Source organism: Paenibacillus sp. J31P190, from assembly GCF_059692075.1.
The window spans coordinates 153,909-172,378 of the sequence record NZ_JCAUAS010000014.1; the positions used below are offsets into that span (position 1 = coordinate 153,909).

At 43.9% G+C, this 18,470-nt stretch carries 22 protein-coding genes, 1 pseudogene and 1 other annotated feature (1 of these 24 only partly in view); of the genes and pseudogenes, 1 reads left to right on the plus strand and 22 read right to left on the minus strand.

The genetic code is table 11. From position 1 onward, the window contains the following. Nucleotides 1–3 precede the first annotated feature (3 nt). The 20 genes and pseudogenes from AC58U0_RS23070 to AC58U0_RS23165 all read right to left on the minus strand — a co-directional run bounded on the left by AC58U0_RS23070 (nucleotide 4) and on the right by AC58U0_RS23165 (nucleotide 15,722). On the minus strand, nucleotides 4–702 hold the full coding sequence (locus tag AC58U0_RS23070; protein WP_497381296.1) for an N-acetylmannosamine-6-phosphate 2-epimerase: 699 nt from the start codon (nucleotides 700–702) through the stop codon (nucleotides 4–6). 95 nt (nucleotides 703–797) lie between these two features. After that, complete coding sequence (locus tag AC58U0_RS23075) at nucleotides 798–2,471, minus strand: response regulator transcription factor (RefSeq protein WP_497381297.1); 1,674 nt, start codon at nucleotides 2,469–2,471, stop codon at nucleotides 798–800. A gap of 36 nt (nucleotides 2,472–2,507) precedes the next feature. Then, nucleotides 2,508–4,241 carry a sensor histidine kinase gene (locus tag AC58U0_RS23080; protein ID WP_497381333.1) on the minus strand — a complete coding sequence of 578 codons (1,734 nt, stop codon included), beginning with the start codon at nucleotides 4,239–4,241 and terminating at the stop codon, nucleotides 2,508–2,510. A gap of 42 nt (nucleotides 4,242–4,283) precedes the next feature. Further along, nucleotides 4,284–5,168: a carbohydrate ABC transporter permease gene (locus AC58U0_RS23085; RefSeq protein WP_497381298.1), complete on the minus strand. Its 885-nt coding sequence runs from the start codon at nucleotides 5,166–5,168 to the stop codon at nucleotides 4,284–4,286. A 30-nt stretch (nucleotides 5,169–5,198) separates the two neighbouring features. Continuing rightward, nucleotides 5,199–6,104 (minus strand): ABC transporter permease, encoded by a 906-nt coding sequence (locus AC58U0_RS23090; RefSeq protein WP_497381334.1) that lies wholly within the window; start codon nucleotides 6,102–6,104, stop codon nucleotides 5,199–5,201. An 82-nt stretch (nucleotides 6,105–6,186) separates the two neighbouring features. Next, nucleotides 6,187–7,857 carry an extracellular solute-binding protein gene (locus AC58U0_RS23095; RefSeq protein WP_497381299.1) on the minus strand — a complete coding sequence of 557 codons (1,671 nt, stop codon included), beginning with the start codon at nucleotides 7,855–7,857 and terminating at the stop codon, nucleotides 6,187–6,189. 237 nt (nucleotides 7,858–8,094) lie between these two features. Further along, nucleotides 8,095–8,439 (minus strand): hypothetical protein, encoded by a 345-nt coding sequence (locus AC58U0_RS23100; RefSeq protein WP_497381300.1) that lies wholly within the window; start codon nucleotides 8,437–8,439, stop codon nucleotides 8,095–8,097. 230 nt (nucleotides 8,440–8,669) lie between these two features. Beyond that, entirely contained in the window at nucleotides 8,670–8,765 is a 96-nt protein-coding gene (locus AC58U0_RS23105; protein WP_497381301.1) for a YjcZ family sporulation protein, read from the minus strand. A gap of 230 nt (nucleotides 8,766–8,995) precedes the next feature. Further along, nucleotides 8,996–9,115, minus strand: a complete 120-nt coding sequence (locus AC58U0_RS23110; RefSeq protein ID WP_497381302.1) for a YjcZ family sporulation protein — start codon at nucleotides 9,113–9,115, stop codon at nucleotides 8,996–8,998. Between the two features lie 109 nt (nucleotides 9,116–9,224). Continuing rightward, nucleotides 9,225–9,911: a DUF4386 domain-containing protein gene (locus AC58U0_RS23115; protein WP_497381303.1), complete on the minus strand. Its 687-nt coding sequence runs from the start codon at nucleotides 9,909–9,911 to the stop codon at nucleotides 9,225–9,227. A 96-nt stretch (nucleotides 9,912–10,007) separates the two neighbouring features. Continuing rightward, nucleotides 10,008–10,409 carry a hypothetical protein gene (locus AC58U0_RS23120; protein WP_497381304.1) on the minus strand — a complete coding sequence of 134 codons (402 nt, stop codon included), beginning with the start codon at nucleotides 10,407–10,409 and terminating at the stop codon, nucleotides 10,008–10,010. 45 nt (nucleotides 10,410–10,454) lie between these two features. Beyond that, a complete protein-coding gene (locus AC58U0_RS23125; protein WP_497381305.1) occupies nucleotides 10,455–11,144 on the minus strand; it encodes an ABC transporter ATP-binding protein in 690 nt (229 codons plus the stop codon). 1 nt (nucleotide 11,145) lies between these two features. Next, on the minus strand, nucleotides 11,146–11,523 hold the full coding sequence (locus AC58U0_RS23130; protein WP_060646394.1) for a GntR family transcriptional regulator: 378 nt from the start codon (nucleotides 11,521–11,523) through the stop codon (nucleotides 11,146–11,148). A 2-nt stretch (nucleotides 11,524–11,525) separates the two neighbouring features. Next, nucleotides 11,526–12,266, minus strand: a complete 741-nt coding sequence (locus AC58U0_RS23135; RefSeq protein WP_497381306.1) for a hypothetical protein — start codon at nucleotides 12,264–12,266, stop codon at nucleotides 11,526–11,528. A 218-nt stretch (nucleotides 12,267–12,484) separates the two neighbouring features. Continuing rightward, complete coding sequence (gene moaA / locus AC58U0_RS23140; protein WP_497381307.1) at nucleotides 12,485–13,504, minus strand: GTP 3',8-cyclase MoaA; 1,020 nt, start codon at nucleotides 13,502–13,504, stop codon at nucleotides 12,485–12,487. Between the two features lie 22 nt (nucleotides 13,505–13,526). Further along, nucleotides 13,527–14,321, minus strand: coding sequence for a formate dehydrogenase accessory sulfurtransferase FdhD (gene fdhD / locus AC58U0_RS23145; protein WP_497381308.1), 795 nt, complete (start codon nucleotides 14,319–14,321; stop codon nucleotides 13,527–13,529). A gap of 34 nt (nucleotides 14,322–14,355) precedes the next feature. After that, nucleotides 14,356–14,430, minus strand: a pseudogene (locus tag AC58U0_RS23150) (Na-translocating system protein MpsC family protein); the annotation flags it as partial. Nucleotides 14,431–14,509: 79 nt separating this feature from the next. Then, complete coding sequence (gene rpmF, locus AC58U0_RS23155) at nucleotides 14,510–14,686, minus strand: 50S ribosomal protein L32 (protein ID WP_056837598.1); 177 nt, start codon at nucleotides 14,684–14,686, stop codon at nucleotides 14,510–14,512. A gap of 128 nt (nucleotides 14,687–14,814) precedes the next feature. Further along, nucleotides 14,815–15,261 (minus strand): DUF2269 family protein, encoded by a 447-nt coding sequence (locus tag AC58U0_RS23160; RefSeq protein WP_497381309.1) that lies wholly within the window; start codon nucleotides 15,259–15,261, stop codon nucleotides 14,815–14,817. Between the two features lie 47 nt (nucleotides 15,262–15,308). Next, nucleotides 15,309–15,722: a DUF4267 domain-containing protein gene (locus AC58U0_RS23165; protein WP_497381310.1), complete on the minus strand. Its 414-nt coding sequence runs from the start codon at nucleotides 15,720–15,722 to the stop codon at nucleotides 15,309–15,311. Nucleotides 15,723–15,838: 116 nt separating this feature from the next. Here AC58U0_RS23165 and AC58U0_RS23170 point away from each other — a divergent pair, with 116 nt between their 5' ends. Further along, complete coding sequence (locus AC58U0_RS23170) at nucleotides 15,839–16,171, plus strand: winged helix-turn-helix transcriptional regulator (protein WP_057302248.1); 333 nt, start codon at nucleotides 15,839–15,841, stop codon at nucleotides 16,169–16,171. A gap of 669 nt (nucleotides 16,172–16,840) precedes the next feature. Here the strand turns inward: AC58U0_RS23170 and AC58U0_RS23175 are convergent. Together AC58U0_RS23175 and asd are read right to left on the minus strand one after the other, a co-directional pair. Further along, entirely contained in the window at nucleotides 16,841–16,969 is a 129-nt protein-coding gene (locus AC58U0_RS23175) for a hypothetical protein (RefSeq protein WP_268795871.1), read from the minus strand. Nucleotides 16,970–17,082: 113 nt separating this feature from the next. Beyond that, the gene (asd, locus tag AC58U0_RS23180; RefSeq protein ID WP_497381311.1) at nucleotides 17,083–18,168 is read right to left on the minus strand and encodes an aspartate-semialdehyde dehydrogenase; all 1,086 of its coding nucleotides are present in this window, start codon (nucleotides 18,166–18,168) and stop codon (nucleotides 17,083–17,085) included. Nucleotides 18,169–18,318: 150 nt separating this feature from the next. Continuing rightward, nucleotides 18,319–18,470 (minus strand) — a binding site (T-box leader) (it continues 115 nt past the right edge of the window).

The window sequence follows — 18,470 nt, forward strand, 5'->3', positions numbered from 1 at the left end:
GCTTTACAACCTTTCGTTGTCCGATTTTATTTGACTGGAAATCGCTTGAACAAATCTCTCGGTAATTTGCTGGGGGCGCGTTATCGCGCTTCCGATAACTACAAATTGTGCACCTGCTTCCAAAGCGCGATTGACTTCCTGCGTTGTAAAATATTTTCCTTCTGCAACAACAGGAACACGAACCTGGCTTACCAATCGAGCGACCAATTCGATATCGGGGTTGCTGGACTGCGAACTGTATGACGTATAACCCGAAAGGGTTGTCGAAATATAATCCACCCCTAATTCAGCGGCGAATAGACCTTCTTCTTCATTCGAAATATCGGCCATAATCGGGATTTTGATCCGTTTTAGCTCCTGAACCGTTTGTGCTAACGTTCTTCCGTCAGGGCGCATCCGATTCGTTCCGTCAATGGCAACGATATCAGCCCCAACGGCATATACAGCCAAGGCGTCCTCAAGTGTCGGCGTAATATACACATCGCTGCCTTCCATTTTCCTTTTATTCAGCCCGATAATCGGCACTTGAATCGATTGTTTCATGACAAATATATCGGCAGCTCCATTCGCGCGAATTCCAATCGCTCCGCCTAATTCAGCCCCTTTGGCCATTTCGGCCATATAATGCGGACCATACAAGGGCTCACCCAAATAGGCTTGACAAGAAACAACGATCCCTCTTTCAATAATTAATTTTCGCATCCTATTACTCTCCTTACTGACAAAATTTGAGATAACAAAGAAGACTGATGAGCGGTGCTTCAACAGCCTTCATATGTGACTTCAACCGAATGTTCCTATAATTTCAACCGCAGCATTCTGAATTCTTGAGGTGTCGTTTCGTTCTGTTTCTTGAAGAAACGGATGAAGGCTAGAGCAGAGTTGTAGCCGAGTGCGGCGGCGATTTCGTTCACTTTCATAGTGCTGTCAATGAGCAGCTCCTTCGCTTTCAAATTCCGGTAATCGATGATGTAGTCAGATAACCCGATACCGGTCATTTGCTTATACAGTCTAGAGAAATACGACGGATTCAGTCCAACATAATCCGCGATCGCATTAAGGGAAATATCCGTGGAAATGTGGGTTTCGATGTATCTATGCGCCTTTTGCACAACTTCTGCCGGAAGCTTCGCACCTTGGGCTGCGTTCCAGTCAAACAGACAATCAGCCGTTTGCATAAAATATTGCCTTAAGGAAAGCCAGGAGTCTTCTTCGCCGTACTGGAATAGCGGAGCTAAATCATGAACCGCGTTCAAATATGCACGCATCTCTGAGCTTTTATTGATGTATGCGAGAAATACGGCGGCCATGGAGTGATAGAGCTCCTTTTGCCTTTCGTACGGGCAGTTTTCCTCACCCCAGATCCCCGTCAATTCCAGATAAAGTTTGTAAAATTCTTCACGGTGGCAGTTCTCCAATGACTTAGTAAGAAGCTGTACGCGGGAATAATGGAAAAAATCGTTCTGCTTATCCCCTACCCTGCCGTCCTCCGCCCGCCTGATGTCGGAATCGCTCAAAATAACCTCGTTGGACAATCCCATTCCGTATACGAATCCATATTTCAAGCTATGAAACTTTTCGAAAACACCACTCCAAGTCGTATGCTCGCTGCTTAGTATAAAAGACACTGGCAGCTGCAGCAGCTTCTTGCACGTCCGTTGAATCTTCTCGAGCATGCCGCTTACATACGTGGATGTTTGTTTCCACAGCAAATCGGATGAAACCTGTGGCGTAGATGCATCGTTCACGCCTAACGGTTGGATGAACCATACGATTTTGGATTGGTCGTACACATAGGAATAACTGCGAACGTATGGCGATAAAAACTCCTCGGTAACATTTTGCACGGCGTAAATAAGCAGCGCTTTATCCGGAGCCGTTATCATGTCTTTCCAGCCATCAACCCGTCCAAGCAGCAAAAAAATCGGCAAGTCTGCCCGTAATGGCATATCGATATCTTTAAAATGGTTCTCCAATTGGCTGCTCGTTACAGATTTGCCCTGAAGAAGTCCAGAAATGTAATCTTTCTGCAACGATGGCAGCGCCAGCCGCATCCGGTTATTCGCTCTTTCAAACATTTGCAGTTGATCGTATTCCTCTTCGAACTTCTCGATCGCCCGTTCAACAGAACGGATGATTTTCTCATCGCTTTCAATCTTCAATATATATTCGAAGCTGCCGTATTTGACGGCGTTCTGCACATAATGAAAATCGTTATACCCAGTTAGAAAAATAACTTTACAAGCCGGCCACTGGGCTTTAATTTCCTGCAGCAGCTCGATCCCTTCAAGACCGGGCATTTTAATGTCGGAAATGACGATATCGACCCGGTTGTTTTGAAGTACCTCCAACGCCTCCTCACCGGAATAAGCTTTCAGGATGTCGAGGTCCAGACCACCCGTTTGTTCAAAAAGCTCAATCAGACCGTCAACGATGATTGGAAGATCGTCGACGATAAGCAATCGGTACATACATTCCCCTCCTCAAGTTTCTGGAAGTTAAGCGGCTTAACTGCTGCCGAAATGAATCCTCACTTTCAAGCCGCCTAGCGCGGAACGCGCCATCGTGATGCCATATTCGGCACCGTAACGAAGCTGGATTCTGCGATGAACGTTGACGAGTCCCGTCGTCTCTTCGAGACGGCCTTCAGACAGCTGCAAACGGGTGTTCAGCCTATCGATCTCTTCATCCGTTACGGCGCTTCCGTTATCCTCGACATAGAAAGAGAGGCTGTCTTCGTTCTTTTCGCTGTGTACCCAAAGTTCACCATCGGTTCGCATGTTGCCCAGCGCATGCTTGTAAGCGTTCTCGATTATTGGCTGCAGCACTAGGCGAGGAACGAAGAGCTCAGGTACATCACTGTCAAACCTCACTTGGATGCGATCCCCGTAGCATACTGTCTGCATGTCTACATACGTGCGGGAATGCTTTACTTCTAGTGTTAGCGGGATTTCGTCCTCGCCATCCCTCGTTATGAAATGAAAATATTCGCCGATGTACAAGCAAAACTGGTACGCTTTTTCCTTCTGGCGCTCAGATTTAATCAACCGACAAAGGACAAAGAAGCAGTTGTATAAGAAGTGCGGGTTGATTTGCGATTGCAGCCGCTTCAGCTCCGACCGTTGATTGCGGATCTGCTGCTCGTAGTTTTCTTCGATCAATGTTCGGAGCGACCGAATCGTGTCATTAAAGGCCTGGTACAAATACCCGAACTCGTCATGTCCACGGTCGATGGTGATTGGCATCAGCCGGTTTTGCTGGACGTGGCGGAACGAATGAACAAGCCGCATGAGCGGTTTATAAATGAGCCTGAACAGAAAGTATGAGAAAAATAAGCCGACAACAACGGCGAGCGCACAAGCCCACCAAAACCATACGCGGTAGGTTTGAATCGGTCCCAGCACATTCGCTTCGGGAATCAAGCTTATCGAATAAGAGTTCCAGAGCGGAGAGTACTTAAACACCGACAAATAGCTCTTTCCCCCGTATCGGACCGTTTCATAGCCTTCCTTCTTACCTTCTGCCTTTTTATTCTTGATAAAAGCCTTGACCGTCTCCAGCAGCGCCGGATCGTCGTCGCTCTGGATATGCCAGCCTCGGTCCACGCTCAGCAGGATGCTTCTGCCATGAAGTGAGCTTCCGATTTGAGCCAGCGATTCTTTGATTTTAGTAGCGGACAACTCGACTCCGACAACGAAAAGCGGCTCTCGACGCGTATTTGCCGGGTACTGCATGGAGATGAACAGCCGATCGTTCCAATAAATGAACGGTTCTTCGTAGGATCTGTTTTTCGGCTGCATCGCCGCATATTCCTGCCTGTCGATCGACGTGTCGTATGTGATGCTCAACAGCGTTCGATCGATGGAAGGAACGTACGCTTTCGCTTCCTGAATAAACGGGCTGGAGTCCTTCATCAACACAAGCCGCTTCTGAATATCCAATATTTTCTTCGCCCGTTCGTAGTGAGTCAATTCATTGCCGGTAGCGGCTAATTCGATCAAGTCGTCGTCCGTCACGTATTTGGGCAAATATCTCACGATCCGGTCCGCCTCCTTTTCAAGCGAGTCCAGGTAATACCCCGTCGTATTAAGAGTCGACTGAGATATTTCCTTACGGATGCTTTCCGCGCCTTTCTCATTGATCAGCCATGTAATGGCCATAAGCGGTAGAAGCACCACCATAAAGGCGGCCAACATTTTTTTAAATATGGAAGAATCCCTCAGTCGGAAAAAGCGCTTCATCATTCGTTCACCTGCTAAGTTTTGGTAGAGAATCCTGAATGTTTATTCTTTGACACTCCCCATCACAATTCCTTTAATGAAAAAACGCTGCAGGAATGGGTAAACGATCAATATGGGAAAAGCTGCAACGAATATTTGCGCTGCCTTGCTGGTCCGGTCGGACAATTTGCTGATCAGCTCCGCATCCTCCGACTTGATGAAGCGGAAATCGAGTTTAATAATAATCGTTTGCAGGAACGTTTGCAGCGGATATTTATCGGGATGGTTCATCAGAATCATGCCGTCGAACCAACTGTTCCAGTGATTAACCATCGTAAATAAGCCGGTCGTCGCGAGTGCTGGAAGAGCTAAAGGCACATAGATTTTCCAAAGCGTCGCAAAATGTCCTGCACCGTCGATCCGTGCCGATTCTTCCAGTTCTTTGGGCAGGTTTCGGTAAAAGTTAAGCAGTAATATAACGTTGAAAACCTGCAGCGCACCTGGCAGCACAAGCGCCCATATTGTATCGATCAAGCCTAGCGACTTCACCGTCAAATACCATGGAATGAGACCGCCGCTGAATAAAATCGTGAACACGAATAACCATACGTAAAATGTCCTCAACCGAAACTGCCTCGTTTCCTTCGATAACGGATAGGCGGTCAGGATCGTCAGAAACATGCTGATGGACGTTCCGAGAATAAGACGTTGGAAGGAAACCCGGAAAGCGCGTAAATATTCTGGCTTACCGAATACGTTATCGTACGCTGCTGTTGTAAAGTCGACAGGCCACAGCATGACCTTACCGGCTGATGCCGCTGTCCCGGAGCTGAACGATAAGGCCAATATATGAATAATGGGCATCAGGCAAGCAAATGAGATAGCCGCCAAAAAAATGACGTTAGTGCTCAAGAAAAGCTGACGACCGAGTGACATTTTGTAACCCATGTTGTTCCCCTTTCTTCCTCATAACTCTACTCAAAAAATGCGATAATTCGCGAAACGGTATGCGAGGAAATAGGAAACCGAGATGAAAATAAACGAAACGATCGATTTCAGCAGGCCCACCGCCGTGGCGAATCCGAACTGGGATTGCTCGACGCCCATTCGATACACGAACGTATCGATAATATCGGCGCTTTCGTAAACTTGCGGGCTGTATAAGTTGAATATTTGATCGAAGCCGGCATTGAGAACGTTGCCGATGTTTAGCGTAAACATCAGCACAATAATCGGCATCATGCCTGGAATCGTAATGTTCAGCGTCTGCTTCCAGCGTCCTGCGCCATCAATCTCCGCAGCTTCATAAAGGGACGGGTTAATGCTGGTTAATGCTGCCAAATATACGATCGTACCGTACCCGAACTCCTTCCAAACGTCAGAAACGACCATGACATAAGGGAACCAACGATTATTACCCAGAAAGTAGATCGGGTCGATCCCAAGCAAACTAAGAACTTGATTGATAACCCCGGTTGTCGGGGAAAGTACATCGATTAATATACCGCTCAGCAGCACCCAAGACATGAAGTGCGGCAAGTAAACGAGCGTTTGGAACGTTCGTTTGATCCACTGCCTGCTCAGTTCATTTAGCAGTATTGCAATCGTAATCGGTACGAATAAGCCTGCCGTGATTTTCATGAGTGCAATATAGATCGTATTGAAAAAAACGCGTCCGATGTCGGGATAGACGAACATATATTGAAAGTTTTTCAGCCCGACGAACGGAGAACCGAACAGACCTTTGGTCGGAATATATTTTTGAAATGCCATCATAATGCCCGCCATCGGGATGTAGCTGAATACGATGACAAATATCAGTCCCGGAATCAGCATCAAATGAAGCGGCCATTCACGTTTCCATATGCGAGAGATCGAGTTCATCATGCACCACCACCTGCTTATATTACCTCGTCAAGGTTGAATAGAAAGAGGGATCGTACCTGATCCCTCCCCCAGAGAAGAACTATTTGTTCTTCGCATACCACTCATTCACTTCTTTGGTGATTTGGTCTCCGCCAAGCTTCTTCCAATCGGCGACAAATTTATCGAACTCGTCAACGGGTACCTGGTTCATAATGATTTTGAAAAACACTTCGTCTCGCTTCTTTTCGAGGATGGCATTCTTCTCAACCATCGTAGGCGTCGGAGCTCCGAAAAACTTCGTTTGTTCGAACTGGTTGTTCTTTTTCATATCCGGAATTAAAGAGTAGGAACCTTTGGGACCGGAAATCCAATATTCCCACCACATGCTGGTATCGCCATTCACGTACTTCATGGCCCGCTCGAATCGATTTTTCTGATCCTTTGTTTTCGGCAGACTCGCGTCCTTACCCGCAATCGCCTTCGGCAGCACTTCGCCGTTATCGTTGGTTTGGCTTCCAACCCTCAGGGGATTAAGCAACCAGTAGTTATTTTTCTTTTCGACGCGGTCCTTGCCATACTCGTAAACTTTGTTTTCTTCCGTCTGGTTGTTATCAACTGCGATCCATTGATTCAGCAGCTTGATGACGGCTTCCGGATTTTTCGCTTTCTTGGATACAACGTAATATTTATCGGCGCCGATACCGATTTGTGCCTTGGCCGGTTGGTTGTCCGCAGAAGGAATCGGATAAACGCCCCATTCCTGTACTTGTTTGCCGTCTTTGATCGCACCGGTCGCGAGGTGCGCAGGCACCCATTCGGCGCCATATAGAAGGCCAATGCTGTTGCCGAAAATGAGCTCCGATTCCTTTTGCACGTCCTTCACGGCAAATTCTGGGTCGATCAGCCCTTTTTTGAACATATCCTGCAGCGCTTTAAGCGCATCTTTCATTTGCGGCTGCACGTAGCCCATAACGAGTTTGCCTGTACCGTCATCGATCCATTGCTCCGAATAAGCATGGTAGCCGTTCAAGAAACCGATAATACCGGTTGCTCCGTCTTCTTTCAGATCTTTGTTCATCGCGAGACCGTAGGATCTTCCGCTGCCGCCTGGATCCTTCGTCTTAAACGCCTCTGCGATGGTCATGAGATCCTGCATCGTCTTCGGCTCCGGCAAACTCAGCTTTTTGAGCCAATCGGTGCGCACATATAGAAACTGCGCATAGAACGGATTCGACGTTCTCGGAATGGCCATCAGCTTACTACCAAACGTAGCCGATTTCATTTGGATACCGCCATCCATTTTCATGAACTTTTTGGTTTCAGGCGTAGCTGCCTTATCGTAAACGGCGGTGAGATCCATAATCATATCCGCTTCGATCAACTGCTGAAGCTGAGTAGCATCGACCAGCATGAGGTCGGGAATATCGTTGGATGCGATGGCTATTTTTAGCTTTTCCTTGTACTGGTTGGCATCGGCGGCAACCCATTGATTCGTGATTTTGACTCCGATGTCTTTCTCGTAGGCTTCGTATACGGAATTGTTATCGAAGCTTTCACCTGCATCGAATTTCAAATACGGATCGCCTTCTCTGATCGTGGATACTTCAAGCACTTTTTTCGATTCCGGTGTTTGTGCTGCGGTTGCAGATGCTGTCGACGATGCAGACGGTTGCGGGCTATTCTCCGTTTTGCTGCTGCACGCCGTTGCGGCGATAAGGCTTGTAATCAAAGCAGTTGTGAGAACGTCTTTCCCTCTCAGTTTCCTTTTCATATGACCCCTCCCATTTGACTCAACCTGTTACTCAGGATGTTGTACGCGTTTCAACTTCCTTTGATAGTTTAAGTATAAGAAAAGAATCACGATCCTTCTATATACCAGTGTTTACTTTGATATACACCTCTTGACGGCGAAAAATCCCGATTTCTCCAAGTATGAATGAGAAATCGGGATAAGATTCCATCTTGTTATATTCGCGATATTATTGAACCCCCGTTAGTTTTTTTCTGATTATGGAGATCTGTCGAGAACGTACCACCAGAAGCCTTTCCGGAAATGAGAATAGACATTCAAAGTAACATTGTCCTTTTCGTAGATGATCTGTACGCCAAGTGTTTCCTTGTGCCTCCAACCCCGCTGAGCCAGATATGCAGTAAGTTGTTGTTCGGATGGTCCTCGCCTCCCAATCAATTTACTGGCATCTGATGTAAGGGGTACTAAACGAGCATGGCCAGTTTCAATGGCAAGTATTGCTCTTGGTATAGAGTAAGGGTACTCCTTTGCTAATGAAAGTATCGTCAAGAAAAATGCAAAAATGATTAAAGCAGACCAGATGACTATCTTTCTATAAAGCATGTAAGGTCCTCCTTCTTCATGCTTTCCAAATCAATTTCAGTTTTTACGTTCTCAAATTTAAAAAGTTGCATGAAACCGTCAATTATTGCTAATGAAGGCTGGACAAGTCATTCGCCTTGAAGAATATAATTAGGTCCTTATTGTGGAGTACAATACAACAACGAGAAAAAACGGCCCGTGATCGCTTTTATGCGATAGGGCCGTCTTTGTTTTCTAGATGTGCTGTTGAATTAAATTGCAAAAGCTGCTGTGATGATTACCAAAAGAATAAAAAGAACCAAGATAAATGCTACGTTTTGACCATAACCATACCCTACTCCGCTCATGTTTTATTCATTCCCCTCAGGTGATTTTTAACTACGTTATATATATACGCTCGGTACATATTGCTTGATTGGACGTATGCCATGGGGAGGCAAACGCGGAGGAAAGTGCCAACGAATCATAATAACTTGGGCAGAAATTTGAGAGTCAAAATAAAAAGAAAAAACGGCCCCTGTTCACTATTTTGCGATAGGGCCGTTTTTCTGGTTATTCTTTGTGTTGGATTAAGGAATTACCATACAAAAGCTGATGTGATGATGACTAAAAGAATAAAAAGAACCAAAATAAATGCTACGTTACGACCCATACCATAACCTTCACCACAACCTGCACCATAACCTACTGCTCCCATGTTTACTCATCCCCTTCAGTGATTTATCACTACGGTATAAGTATATGTTCGGTACAAGGTTCTTGCTTGGACGTATGCCACAGGAAGAGAAAATCTGAATTTTTACAGACTAGGAAGAAGGTGCAGATAAATTGAATCCTTTAACTATGAGCCATACAGCTAGAATCATTTCATTTGCAGCTACTGGCAGCGCCAACATAGCACCCCAAAAAGAAATTTGTTGAATGACACCGAACATGACTAACAAGGCACAACTAAAAACAAGTGTTGCCCCTGTCATACCCAAAATAGGTATAAACCTGGGTACAAGTTTGGATTTATAAAATATATAACTGTACATCATTGTGTTGATGCCCAGCATGAAAAGAGGCCCAAGCAGAAAGGTCCAGTCATGTATGGCTTTTAATACGATACCTGAAGCTTGAAAAGAGGCGATATCCGGAGCCGATGATGCTGCGAGTTCCCGGCTTAAGGTCAACAGGGACAGGACGCTGATTATACCAACAGTTATAATAATGGCTTCAAGAAACCTGAAGCAAACATGCCAAAGAGCAATAGTTTCGTTATATTTTCTTAAAATTGGAAACATTGTAGTTGCAGTACCAATCGCTGAAACGACAAGCATTAACTCCATAAGCGCTCCCAGTACCACCTGGTTGCCATGTTCGGAACCTTTTATCAGGTAATCCGGACCATTTAGGATAGGATCGTATAAAATAAGACCTATTACCGCCGTAACCGCTGCAAGTATAAACAGTACTCCCACAATTAATGCGCTCTTTTTATTAGTATTCATTTGTTTATCTCCTTTTTTGAAATTATTGCCTTATAGTTATGACCACGTTTCTTCGGCTGATTAGATTCGGCCGTGGGCTGCGCTGTCTATCTTCCCTCAGTGCCACCGATCTCCGCGCTTCTTCACGTAGTGTGTAAACACAAAGCGCCAAGGGATGACGAAAGGAAATATCACGACAATCAAGCAGGATGAGGCCGTCGACCAGGTTGACTCATCCATTTGACCGGAGTACCACAGTGGGAGCGCAACGATAATCAGCCAGATCGACTTCCACGTCAATTCCCACAGAAGTAAAGGCAGCATCTGCAGCGGATAGAGCAACCCCAGAACTGACAGAGCCGAGAAGGCGGCAAGCATACACTGGACCACTCCTTCCATAAGTTCCCAAGGCTTCTCGTGGTGGATGACTCCAGGCCATACCACGATACCGAGCCCCACGATAATAAGAAGGTACAACGCCCTCAGCAAATAAAGTCGAATCAACGAGATCTCGTTCATTCAGTTAGCTCCTTTCTTTCTTTCGAATGTGATGTATTCCCGAAATTAGACATAATTCTTCTTCATCCAGTCTGTGATACCAAGACCCTCTGATTCATGTAATTCAGCCACATCAGCCATTCTAAGTAATGATCCGTTTTTGATCGCAATGAAGCAGTCCAGTAATGATTCAATTTCCGCAATCTCATGGCTTGTCATGATTAATGTCTGAGATTCCAAGTCAACATAAGAAATCATTCCTTTAACGATAGATTCCCGCACCATGGGGTCAAGTCCAGACATTGGTTCATCCATTAGAATGTAGGGAACTTCTCTGGCCAAAGTCAGCATGATTTTTAATCGACCGCGATTTCCTTTCGAGAGATTTTTAATTTTCATATGAGGCTCCAGCTGCAAAAACTTCATGATTTCTTCCGCTTTAGCCATGTTAAAGTCTGTATATTGTGAAGCCTGAAAATCCATCGCTTCACGTACTGTGAATATCGTATAAAAAGAACCAAGTTCCGATAAATAAGAAACCGTTTTGCTGATTCTTCGATTGGCAGTCTCTCCATTTACGGTTACCCTCCCACTCGAAGGTAGCGACAGTCCGGAAATAAGTCTCAATACGGTTGACTTCCCACTGCCATTCTCACCCACAATGCCAATGATTTTACCTATGGGCAAAGTGAATGAAATGTTATGGAGTACGGGCTGTTTAACATATTTTTTTGAAACATTAGTTAATTGAATCAACTTACTCATCTCCTTTATCAAATTTGCTTAAATGATCCTGTAGCCCTGATATGATTTCATAAGAGCTGAATCCCATTTCCTGCATGACCTGGACAAATGTTAGGATCTGTTCATTTTTTAAATTTTCACGTTGTTGAACCAAGCGTTCCTCCTGTTCCGTCACAAACGTACCTTGACCTCTTTTCGTTTCCAGAATACCCTCTCGCTCCAACTCACTGTAAGTCCGCTGAATTGTATTTGGATTAACATTGTATTTGATCCCCATTTCTCGGATTGAAGGAAGCTTTTCACCTGCTTTCAATTCTTTGCTTACAATTTGTCGATTAATTCGATCCGCTAATTGCAGATATATGGGTTTTGAAGCATTAAATTCATCCATTCCTACACCTCAACTTTGTTGTCAACGATCCACGCGCTAAGAAAGAATAATCCAATGATAATAATGAAGTTATACAAATACTCTCCTGCATATGTTTGTATAGGCTGCATGGAAAAAGAAGGAAAATCATAGGTTATACTCCCCCATTTTATTAGGAAACTATACAGCTTAGTGGATTCGAATAGGGTAGTCATCCAAATAGGTATGATGACTGCTCCAATAATGACTAACCAGCTCCAACGCCCGATTGCAAATTTAAGGAAGTGGTATAGCGACCAAACAAAAAACACCCAAACGCCAATACTGATAGAGATCATTATAATATGAAAAAATATTAATATTCCCGATACCCATGTATCCGTCCAATACGCTTCAATTAAATTGAATTTGGGTACGATTAGCAATCCAGTCATCACATATAACATCAATAGTGAAATAACGATCATCACTAGGCCGTTCACTAACTTACTAATTAACAATGTAGAAACCGGCCCAGGATTATGCAGCCAGAGGTGCAGCTGATTTGCCTCTGTTTTCAAACTGATAAATATAATAATCGGAACATATAAAACATGAAAAACTACAGCAACTACTATAGGTAAGAAACTAAGTAATGTATGATCTGCTTTCATACCCGTATATAACGTCAACATGACAATCAATAAATTAATTACAAGTCCTACGAAAAATACGGTTCTTGTTAATTTAAAATCTTTTTTAAATAAAGCTACCCACGCTCTCATCCTGATCTCTCCTTCTTATTGTACATAACCAATTGAACCAGTGCATTAATTCAATAGTACACTAATACATTGTAACATGTAAATAGAAAATAAAAAAAGAAGTTAGAAGGACAACCCAATCCGAATTTCATATTAAACAAAAAGCGCCTCCTGCCATCTTTCGGCTTGAGACGCGTTGCTTTAATTATGCATTGATTAATGATGTGACGAGAATTTTCTTATCCCCCGATATGCGACATTTCCACTTTAGGAGTTGATGACTTATGATTGGTATGACTTAATCGTTCGTCTGAGTAACGATCGGAACGATTATGCCATATGGCACGAATCATTTCGGTAACCGCCTGATCCGATTGCCCGCTGCGGAGCAGATCTTTAAGATCATAACCTCCAGAAGCAAACAAGCAAGTATACAGCTTTCCTTCTGCCGAAATGCGGGCTCTTGTACAGGTAGAACAGAAGGAATCTGTCACCGACGAAATAATTCCTACTTCCTGATCACTATCTGCGTAACGATAGCGGGTCGCCACTTCTCCGTGATAATTCGCAAGGATGGGCTCAATTGGCATAGCCTCGTTAATAATCTTTAAAATCTCTTGTTTGGACACGACTTCATCCAATTTCCAATCGTTGGAGTTTCCAACATCCATATATTCAATAAACCGAAGGGTATACTTCTTCTCTTTGAAGTATTGTGCCATCGGGATGATATCCTGGTCATTTTTTCCTTTTTGGACAACCATGTTTACTTTCACTTTCATTCCCGCTTCAGACGCTGCTTGCATGCCTTCAAGAACAGTTTGCACCTTGCTTCTATTACCGTTCATATAAGCAAAACGCTCTTCATCTAGCGAATCCAAACTCACTGTCACACGGGATAAACCGGAATTGAATAGATCAACTGCAAATTTCTTTAGTAATGAACCGTTAGTGGTTAAAGCAATGTCCTCTACGCCATCAATTTGGTTCAGCCGCTTGATAAGTGTGGGGAGATCTTTGCGCAGCAAGGGCTCTCCTCCAGTAATACGCAACTTTTTTACACCTAAAGACACGAAAATCCGTGCTAATCTTTCAATTTCATCAAACGATAAAATTTTATCGTCAGGTAAAAAAGAGTAATCAGGACCAAATATTTCCTCCGGCATACAGTACCGACAGCGAAAATTGCAGCGATCCGTAACCGATATTCGCAAATCCCTTAAAGGGCGCTGCATATTATCCAGCACAACATTTTCCATGTGAATGGCCCTCGCTTCTATGTCAAATATTAATAATTCTTTTCGGGCACGTATACACGTTTAGCGACTGGTTACGGATAAAACCAATCGTGGTGATTCCCAGTTGTTCGGCTAGCTGTAAGGCCAATTCTGTCGGAGCAGACTTGGACAATATTACTTCGCAACCTATTTTGGCAACTTTCAATAAGATTTCGGAGGATATACGGCCACTAAAAACGATAATTTTATCGCCGATGGGAATATCATTTTTCAAACAATATCCATAAATTTTGTCCAGTGCATTATGTCTTCCAATGTCCATCCGGCTTAAAACAATTCCGTTAGCGTCACACAAGGCCGCATTGTGGACCCCTCCCGTATGATGAAATGTATCAGCTGATTGCTGCATATCATTCATTAATCGGAAACAATCATCGATGGAAATTTTCACACGAATATCCTCCATCTTCTTGGCGGTCAATGCATCGTTTACAAAAACAAATCCTTGCCTACTCATCCCGCAGCAGGAGGTAATATACCGTTTACTTTGAAAATCACGGGAATATGGATTGATTTTTGTTGTTGTCACATGGACAAATCCTTCTCTCTCCTGTATCCATATTTTTTCAATATCATCGTAGTTCCTGATAATACCTTCAGAAGCCAAGAATCCTATGACCATATCTTCTATATATTCTGGTGAACACACCATCGTAACAAATTCCTGACCGTTAATTTTCACTGTAACCGGATATTCCGTTACAATGCTATCCTCAATCTCCTCAGCAAGACCATTTACAAAACGAAGGATTTCCCTTTTCACCTCAATTGGTTTCATGATCAGTGGCCCCTATCTTGGTTCCAACGAATTCTTCCAAACCATTGCCAAATAAATCTTTACGAAGCTTTCGAATAATATCATTGAACTCATGCATCATTTTTGACATGTCCACATTTCCCCTCGTTAGACAGTAAAAATGACACTCTAATTGTATAGAAGTGTCATTTAAGATGCCATTCATATGATTATTGAGCTTTTACGATCTCTCTACCCTTATATGAACCGCAGTTTTTGCAAACATGATGTGCCATTTTTAATTCTGCACATTGTTCACACTTCACCATTCCTGGCACAACCAGTTTAAAGTGAGTACGGCGCTTATCGCGACGTGTTTTGGACGTTCTTCTTTGAGGAACAGCCATATTCAAAACACCTCCTGTTCATTTCATAAATCATCAAGAGATATCATATCTTTCTAGATTTGCTTTGTCAATGTTCGGCAGAATTCTATGTCAACGAGTTTAAAGGACATCAGTTGGATAGCGCTCCGTTAGAACGGTTTGAACACCATCAGCAGAATCGAGATGAAAGCTGCAAAATTCGCGATCCCTTCCAGCCAGGCGGAGCGTCTGCGGCTCAGACGGTACGCGTCAGGCAGATCATCGCCCTGCGTCTGCTGCAGCATCGTAAGCTGCTTTTTGATGCCGGCGGGATGAAGGCCAGCCAAAATGACCAGAATGACGAAGAAGATGACAATCGAGACCACATACCACAGCTCTCGGAACAAAGAGGTTTCGAGGAAGCCAAGCGTAAGTCCCGTAAGAAGCAGCAATATACCGCCGAATTTTGGCAGGATCGCCGTCTTCTCCAACAGCTTAAGCGCGAACTTGGCCTGACCGACCGTCCGGGCGCTGCTCATGATCAAGGGATAGCAGATAATTGCGCCAATAGCCGTCACGGCAGCGATAATATGAATGAACAATAGATAAATATACATGTTATGTCCCCCTAATTTGTAAATACTCTGCTAAAGATGATACTGTTCTATTTATTTGCTGTTTTGGCTCGCTGTTCTTCTCGATACAACAACCAACCTACAACAAGTACATAAACCGCAGTAACAATATGAATCCAAGAAGGTGTTTTAACTGCTGCATTCGTTAGTACCAATGCTGCATCTATTATAGGCATTAAAATAGAAGTAAACATAACAACAAGTAATGCTTTTCTCATACGGAGTACCATCAAGGCAAGTAGAAAAATACCCATAAATAGATCACGATCTGCTTTTATATGAACAAGATATCTATCAGCACTGTCATGCAATGGTATTCCAAAATCTCGAATCGCAGCTTCTGGCTGGATAAAACCTCTTACTCCTATAAACAACATCAACAGCGTAACAACACCCACTAACCAAAATGTTACTGACTTTGGTCCCCAATAAGTTTCACTCATTTGTCTGTCTCCTTTTTCCATTTATTTGATTGACTTTATTGTATATCGGTAATAATATTTTGTTAAGAACGCACTTTAAAGTACGGCACTTACCAAAAGTTAGGGGTGATTTACCAATGATTCATCAGCGCGAATGTCCAATCGAGACAGTCATTCATGTTTTAGGCGGCAAATGGAAGCCGATGATTTTATGGCATTTGATGGAATCAAGCAAGCGTTACAACGATCTGGAAAAGCTAATCCCTAATGTCTCCCAGAAAATGCTTACGCAACATCTTCGAGACTTAGAACAAGAAGGCGTGATCGAAAGAACGGTATACCCCACCGTCCCTCCAAAAGTAGAGTATTCACTTAGTGAATACGGCAAAACCTTGATCCCTGTTGCAGAGGTGATGTGTGCTTGGGGAGAACATCATAATGAGCGAAAACAAGAAGAACCAGCGTCCTAAGCTGGTTTTTTTTCTACATAATAGAAAGTATTTGTTTCTAGGTAAAACTTGAGGGCACCCCCCTTTCTAATAAGGGCTATATCCGCGCTGCGTGTGGCTTGTAACGATGTTTTACATCGTTGCAGATGTCTCTGCCGTGGCTGTCGCGCGCTAGAACGATGATTTTCATCGCTGCAGATGAAAACAGTGCTGGCATCCGCGCTGCGTGTGGCTTGTAACGATGTTTTACATCGTTGCAGATGTCTCTGCCGTGTCTGTCGCACGTTGCAACGATGATTTTCATCATTGCAGATGAAAACAGTGCTGCTCCCGCGTTTCGTGGAAGGAAGCACAATGTAGAACAGAATAGGGGTGGGTGTGAGGGTGGAAAGGCGCTTTGCGGTTGGCCGCCTTTGAAGTCGTGTTTATACCGCATAATAAATTAAAAAAACACGACTTCAACAGCGGTTGGAACCCCACATCCATCCCTCCACATGCTCAAAACGTATGGGTTTAAACGAAAAAGGATCGTCAGGATGATCTTCCCTGACGTTTTTTCTTAGCCTTTCTTACGTGACTTTGATCGAAAGTCAGAGGTAATAAACAAAAAAAAGCGCCACCGGATCACTCCGGTGACACTTCGCTTTAATCCGTACATGGTAGAAGGAGGCGGTTCCCCGCCTCCTTTCCTTAGGTCAATCTGTTTTTTATCCGCTCAAGAATGCTGCTGTTTCTTGCTCTATAAACGCCATAAATAACCGATCCCATGACTGCTGCCGCGGTTGATGCAACGATCATTGTTTTGTTTACCTGACGCATTACGAACACCTCCACATTTTTTTGAGCGAACAATGCTTAGTCTGCCTTAAAGGATGAATAATAATTCAAGATCTGGCTAATAAATCAATCAATTCCAATTATTATGAATACTTCTATTTTGCCTGAATGTACCCTTCCGCTTTAAGCAGTTCGGCGATCAGAACAGCTCCGCCCGCTGCTCCGCGTAATGTATTATGTGATAATCCAACAAATTTAAAATCGTATATGGAATCCTCGCGCAATCTCCCCGCCGAAACACCCATACCGCGCTCAATTTCACGATCAAGTTTAGTCTGTGGCCTGTTCTCTTCTTCAAAATAAGTAATGAACTGTTTTGGCGCGCTTGGCAGACCAAGCTCCTGCGGTCGTCCTTTGAATTGCAACCAGCGATGAAGAATCTCTTCCTTCGAAGGTTTTTTCTCGAACGATACAAATACGGTAGCCAAATGCCCATCCGTTACTGGAACGCGAATACACTGCGTTGTAATTAACGGTGCACTTGCTTTAATAATTTCATCATTTACAATGCTGCCCCATATGCGAAGTGGCTCCTGCTCGCTTTTTTCTTCCTCGCCGCCAATATAAGGAATGACATTATCCAACATATCGGGCCAATCGGTAAAGTTTTTACCTGCTCCGGAAATCGCCTGATACGTCGATGCAACCACTTTTGTCGGTTTGTAATCTAACAATGCATGAAGGGCCGGCACATAGCTCTGGATTGAACAGTTGGGCTTAACGGCAATAAAGCCGGAGGAAGTTCTAAGCCGTTTTCTCTGTGCTGCAATCACTTCAATATGCCCTGGATTAACTTCCGGTATGACCATCGGGATGTCAGGCGTCCAGCGGTGAGCCGAATTATTGGAAATAACGGGTGTGCCCGTTTTTGCGTATGCCTCTTCCAGCGCTTGAACTTCATTCTTTTTCATATCCACTGCACAAAAAATAAAATCAACCTGAGAGGCAACCTCCTCCACTTTTGATGCATCCAGAATGACGATATTTTTCACATCTTCTGGAATTGGGCCAGACAACTTCCATCTGCCTTGCACAGATTCTTCATATGTTTTACCTGCCGAACTGCTACTAGCGGCAATGGCCGTTACTTTAAACCAAGGATGCTGATCCAGCAACTGAACAAACCGCTGACCAACCATTCCTGTTCCTCCGACAATACCAACCTTCAGTTTTTCTGACATAAGATATTCAAATCCTTTCAAAATGGTTTGATTAAGGGGAACCCCTAAATATATATTCAAACAGTCTGATTTGGTGTACCGCATGTTGCACGTAAGCTGATCTCCTTATGCACCAATAAAAAAAATCCCACCCCCAAGACTATAGTCAGTCTTAGGGACGAGATTGTATATACTCGTGGTACCACCCCAAATTCGCTAATATGTCGCCATATCAGCCTCTTCAAGTACGGCATTACCATGTAATGCGAATACTTTAGCTCTGTAACAGGAGCTCCTGACACACCATCACCCTTTCCAGGAGG

Coding starts and splice junctions, on each gene's coding strand:
- AC58U0_RS23170 (WP_057302248.1), top strand. CDS start 15,839: ATGATTCATCAGCGCGAATGTCCAATCGAGACAGTCATTCATGTTTTA.
- AC58U0_RS23095 (WP_497381299.1), bottom strand. CDS start 7,857: ATGAAAAGGAAACTGAGAGGGAAAGACGTTCTCACAACTGCTTTGATT.
- AC58U0_RS23165 (WP_497381310.1), bottom strand. CDS start 15,722: ATGAGTGAAACTTATTGGGGACCAAAGTCAGTAACATTTTGGTTAGTG.
- AC58U0_RS23100 (WP_497381300.1), bottom strand. CDS start 8,439: ATGCTTTATAGAAAGATAGTCATCTGGTCTGCTTTAATCATTTTTGCA.
- AC58U0_RS23120 (WP_497381304.1), bottom strand. CDS start 10,409: ATGAACGAGATCTCGTTGATTCGACTTTATTTGCTGAGGGCGTTGTAC.
- AC58U0_RS23070 (WP_497381296.1), bottom strand. CDS start 702: ATGCGAAAATTAATTATTGAAAGAGGGATCGTTGTTTCTTGTCAAGCC.
- AC58U0_RS23160 (WP_497381309.1), bottom strand. CDS start 15,261: ATGTATATTTATCTATTGTTCATTCATATTATCGCTGCCGTGACGGCT.
- AC58U0_RS23135 (WP_497381306.1), bottom strand. CDS start 12,266: ATGAGAGCGTGGGTAGCTTTATTTAAAAAAGATTTTAAATTAACAAGA.
- AC58U0_RS23130 (WP_060646394.1), bottom strand. CDS start 11,523: ATGGATGAATTTAATGCTTCAAAACCCATATATCTGCAATTAGCGGAT.
- AC58U0_RS23175 (WP_268795871.1), bottom strand. CDS start 16,969: ATGCGTCAGGTAAACAAAACAATGATCGTTGCATCAACCGCGGCAGCA.
- asd (WP_497381311.1), bottom strand. CDS start 18,168: ATGTCAGAAAAACTGAAGGTTGGTATTGTCGGAGGAACAGGAATGGTT.
- moaA (WP_497381307.1), bottom strand. CDS start 13,504: ATGGAAAATGTTGTGCTGGATAATATGCAGCGCCCTTTAAGGGATTTG.
- AC58U0_RS23110 (WP_497381302.1), bottom strand. CDS start 9,115: ATGGGAGCAGTAGGTTATGGTGCAGGTTGTGGTGAAGGTTATGGTATG.
- AC58U0_RS23075 (WP_497381297.1), bottom strand. CDS start 2,471: ATGTACCGATTGCTTATCGTCGACGATCTTCCAATCATCGTTGACGGT.
- AC58U0_RS23115 (WP_497381303.1), bottom strand. CDS start 9,911: ATGAATACTAATAAAAAGAGCGCATTAATTGTGGGAGTACTGTTTATA.
- AC58U0_RS23080 (WP_497381333.1), bottom strand. CDS start 4,241: ATGAAGCGCTTTTTCCGACTGAGGGATTCTTCCATATTTAAAAAAATG.
- AC58U0_RS23085 (WP_497381298.1), bottom strand. CDS start 5,168: ATGGGTTACAAAATGTCACTCGGTCGTCAGCTTTTCTTGAGCACTAAC.
- AC58U0_RS23090 (WP_497381334.1), bottom strand. CDS start 6,104: ATGAACTCGATCTCTCGCATATGGAAACGTGAATGGCCGCTTCATTTG.
- fdhD (WP_497381308.1), bottom strand. CDS start 14,321: ATGAAACCAATTGAGGTGAAAAGGGAAATCCTTCGTTTTGTAAATGGT.
- AC58U0_RS23105 (WP_497381301.1), bottom strand. CDS start 8,765: ATGAGCGGAGTAGGGTATGGTTATGGTCAAAACGTAGCATTTATCTTG.
- rpmF (WP_056837598.1), bottom strand. CDS start 14,686: ATGGCTGTTCCTCAAAGAAGAACGTCCAAAACACGTCGCGATAAGCGC.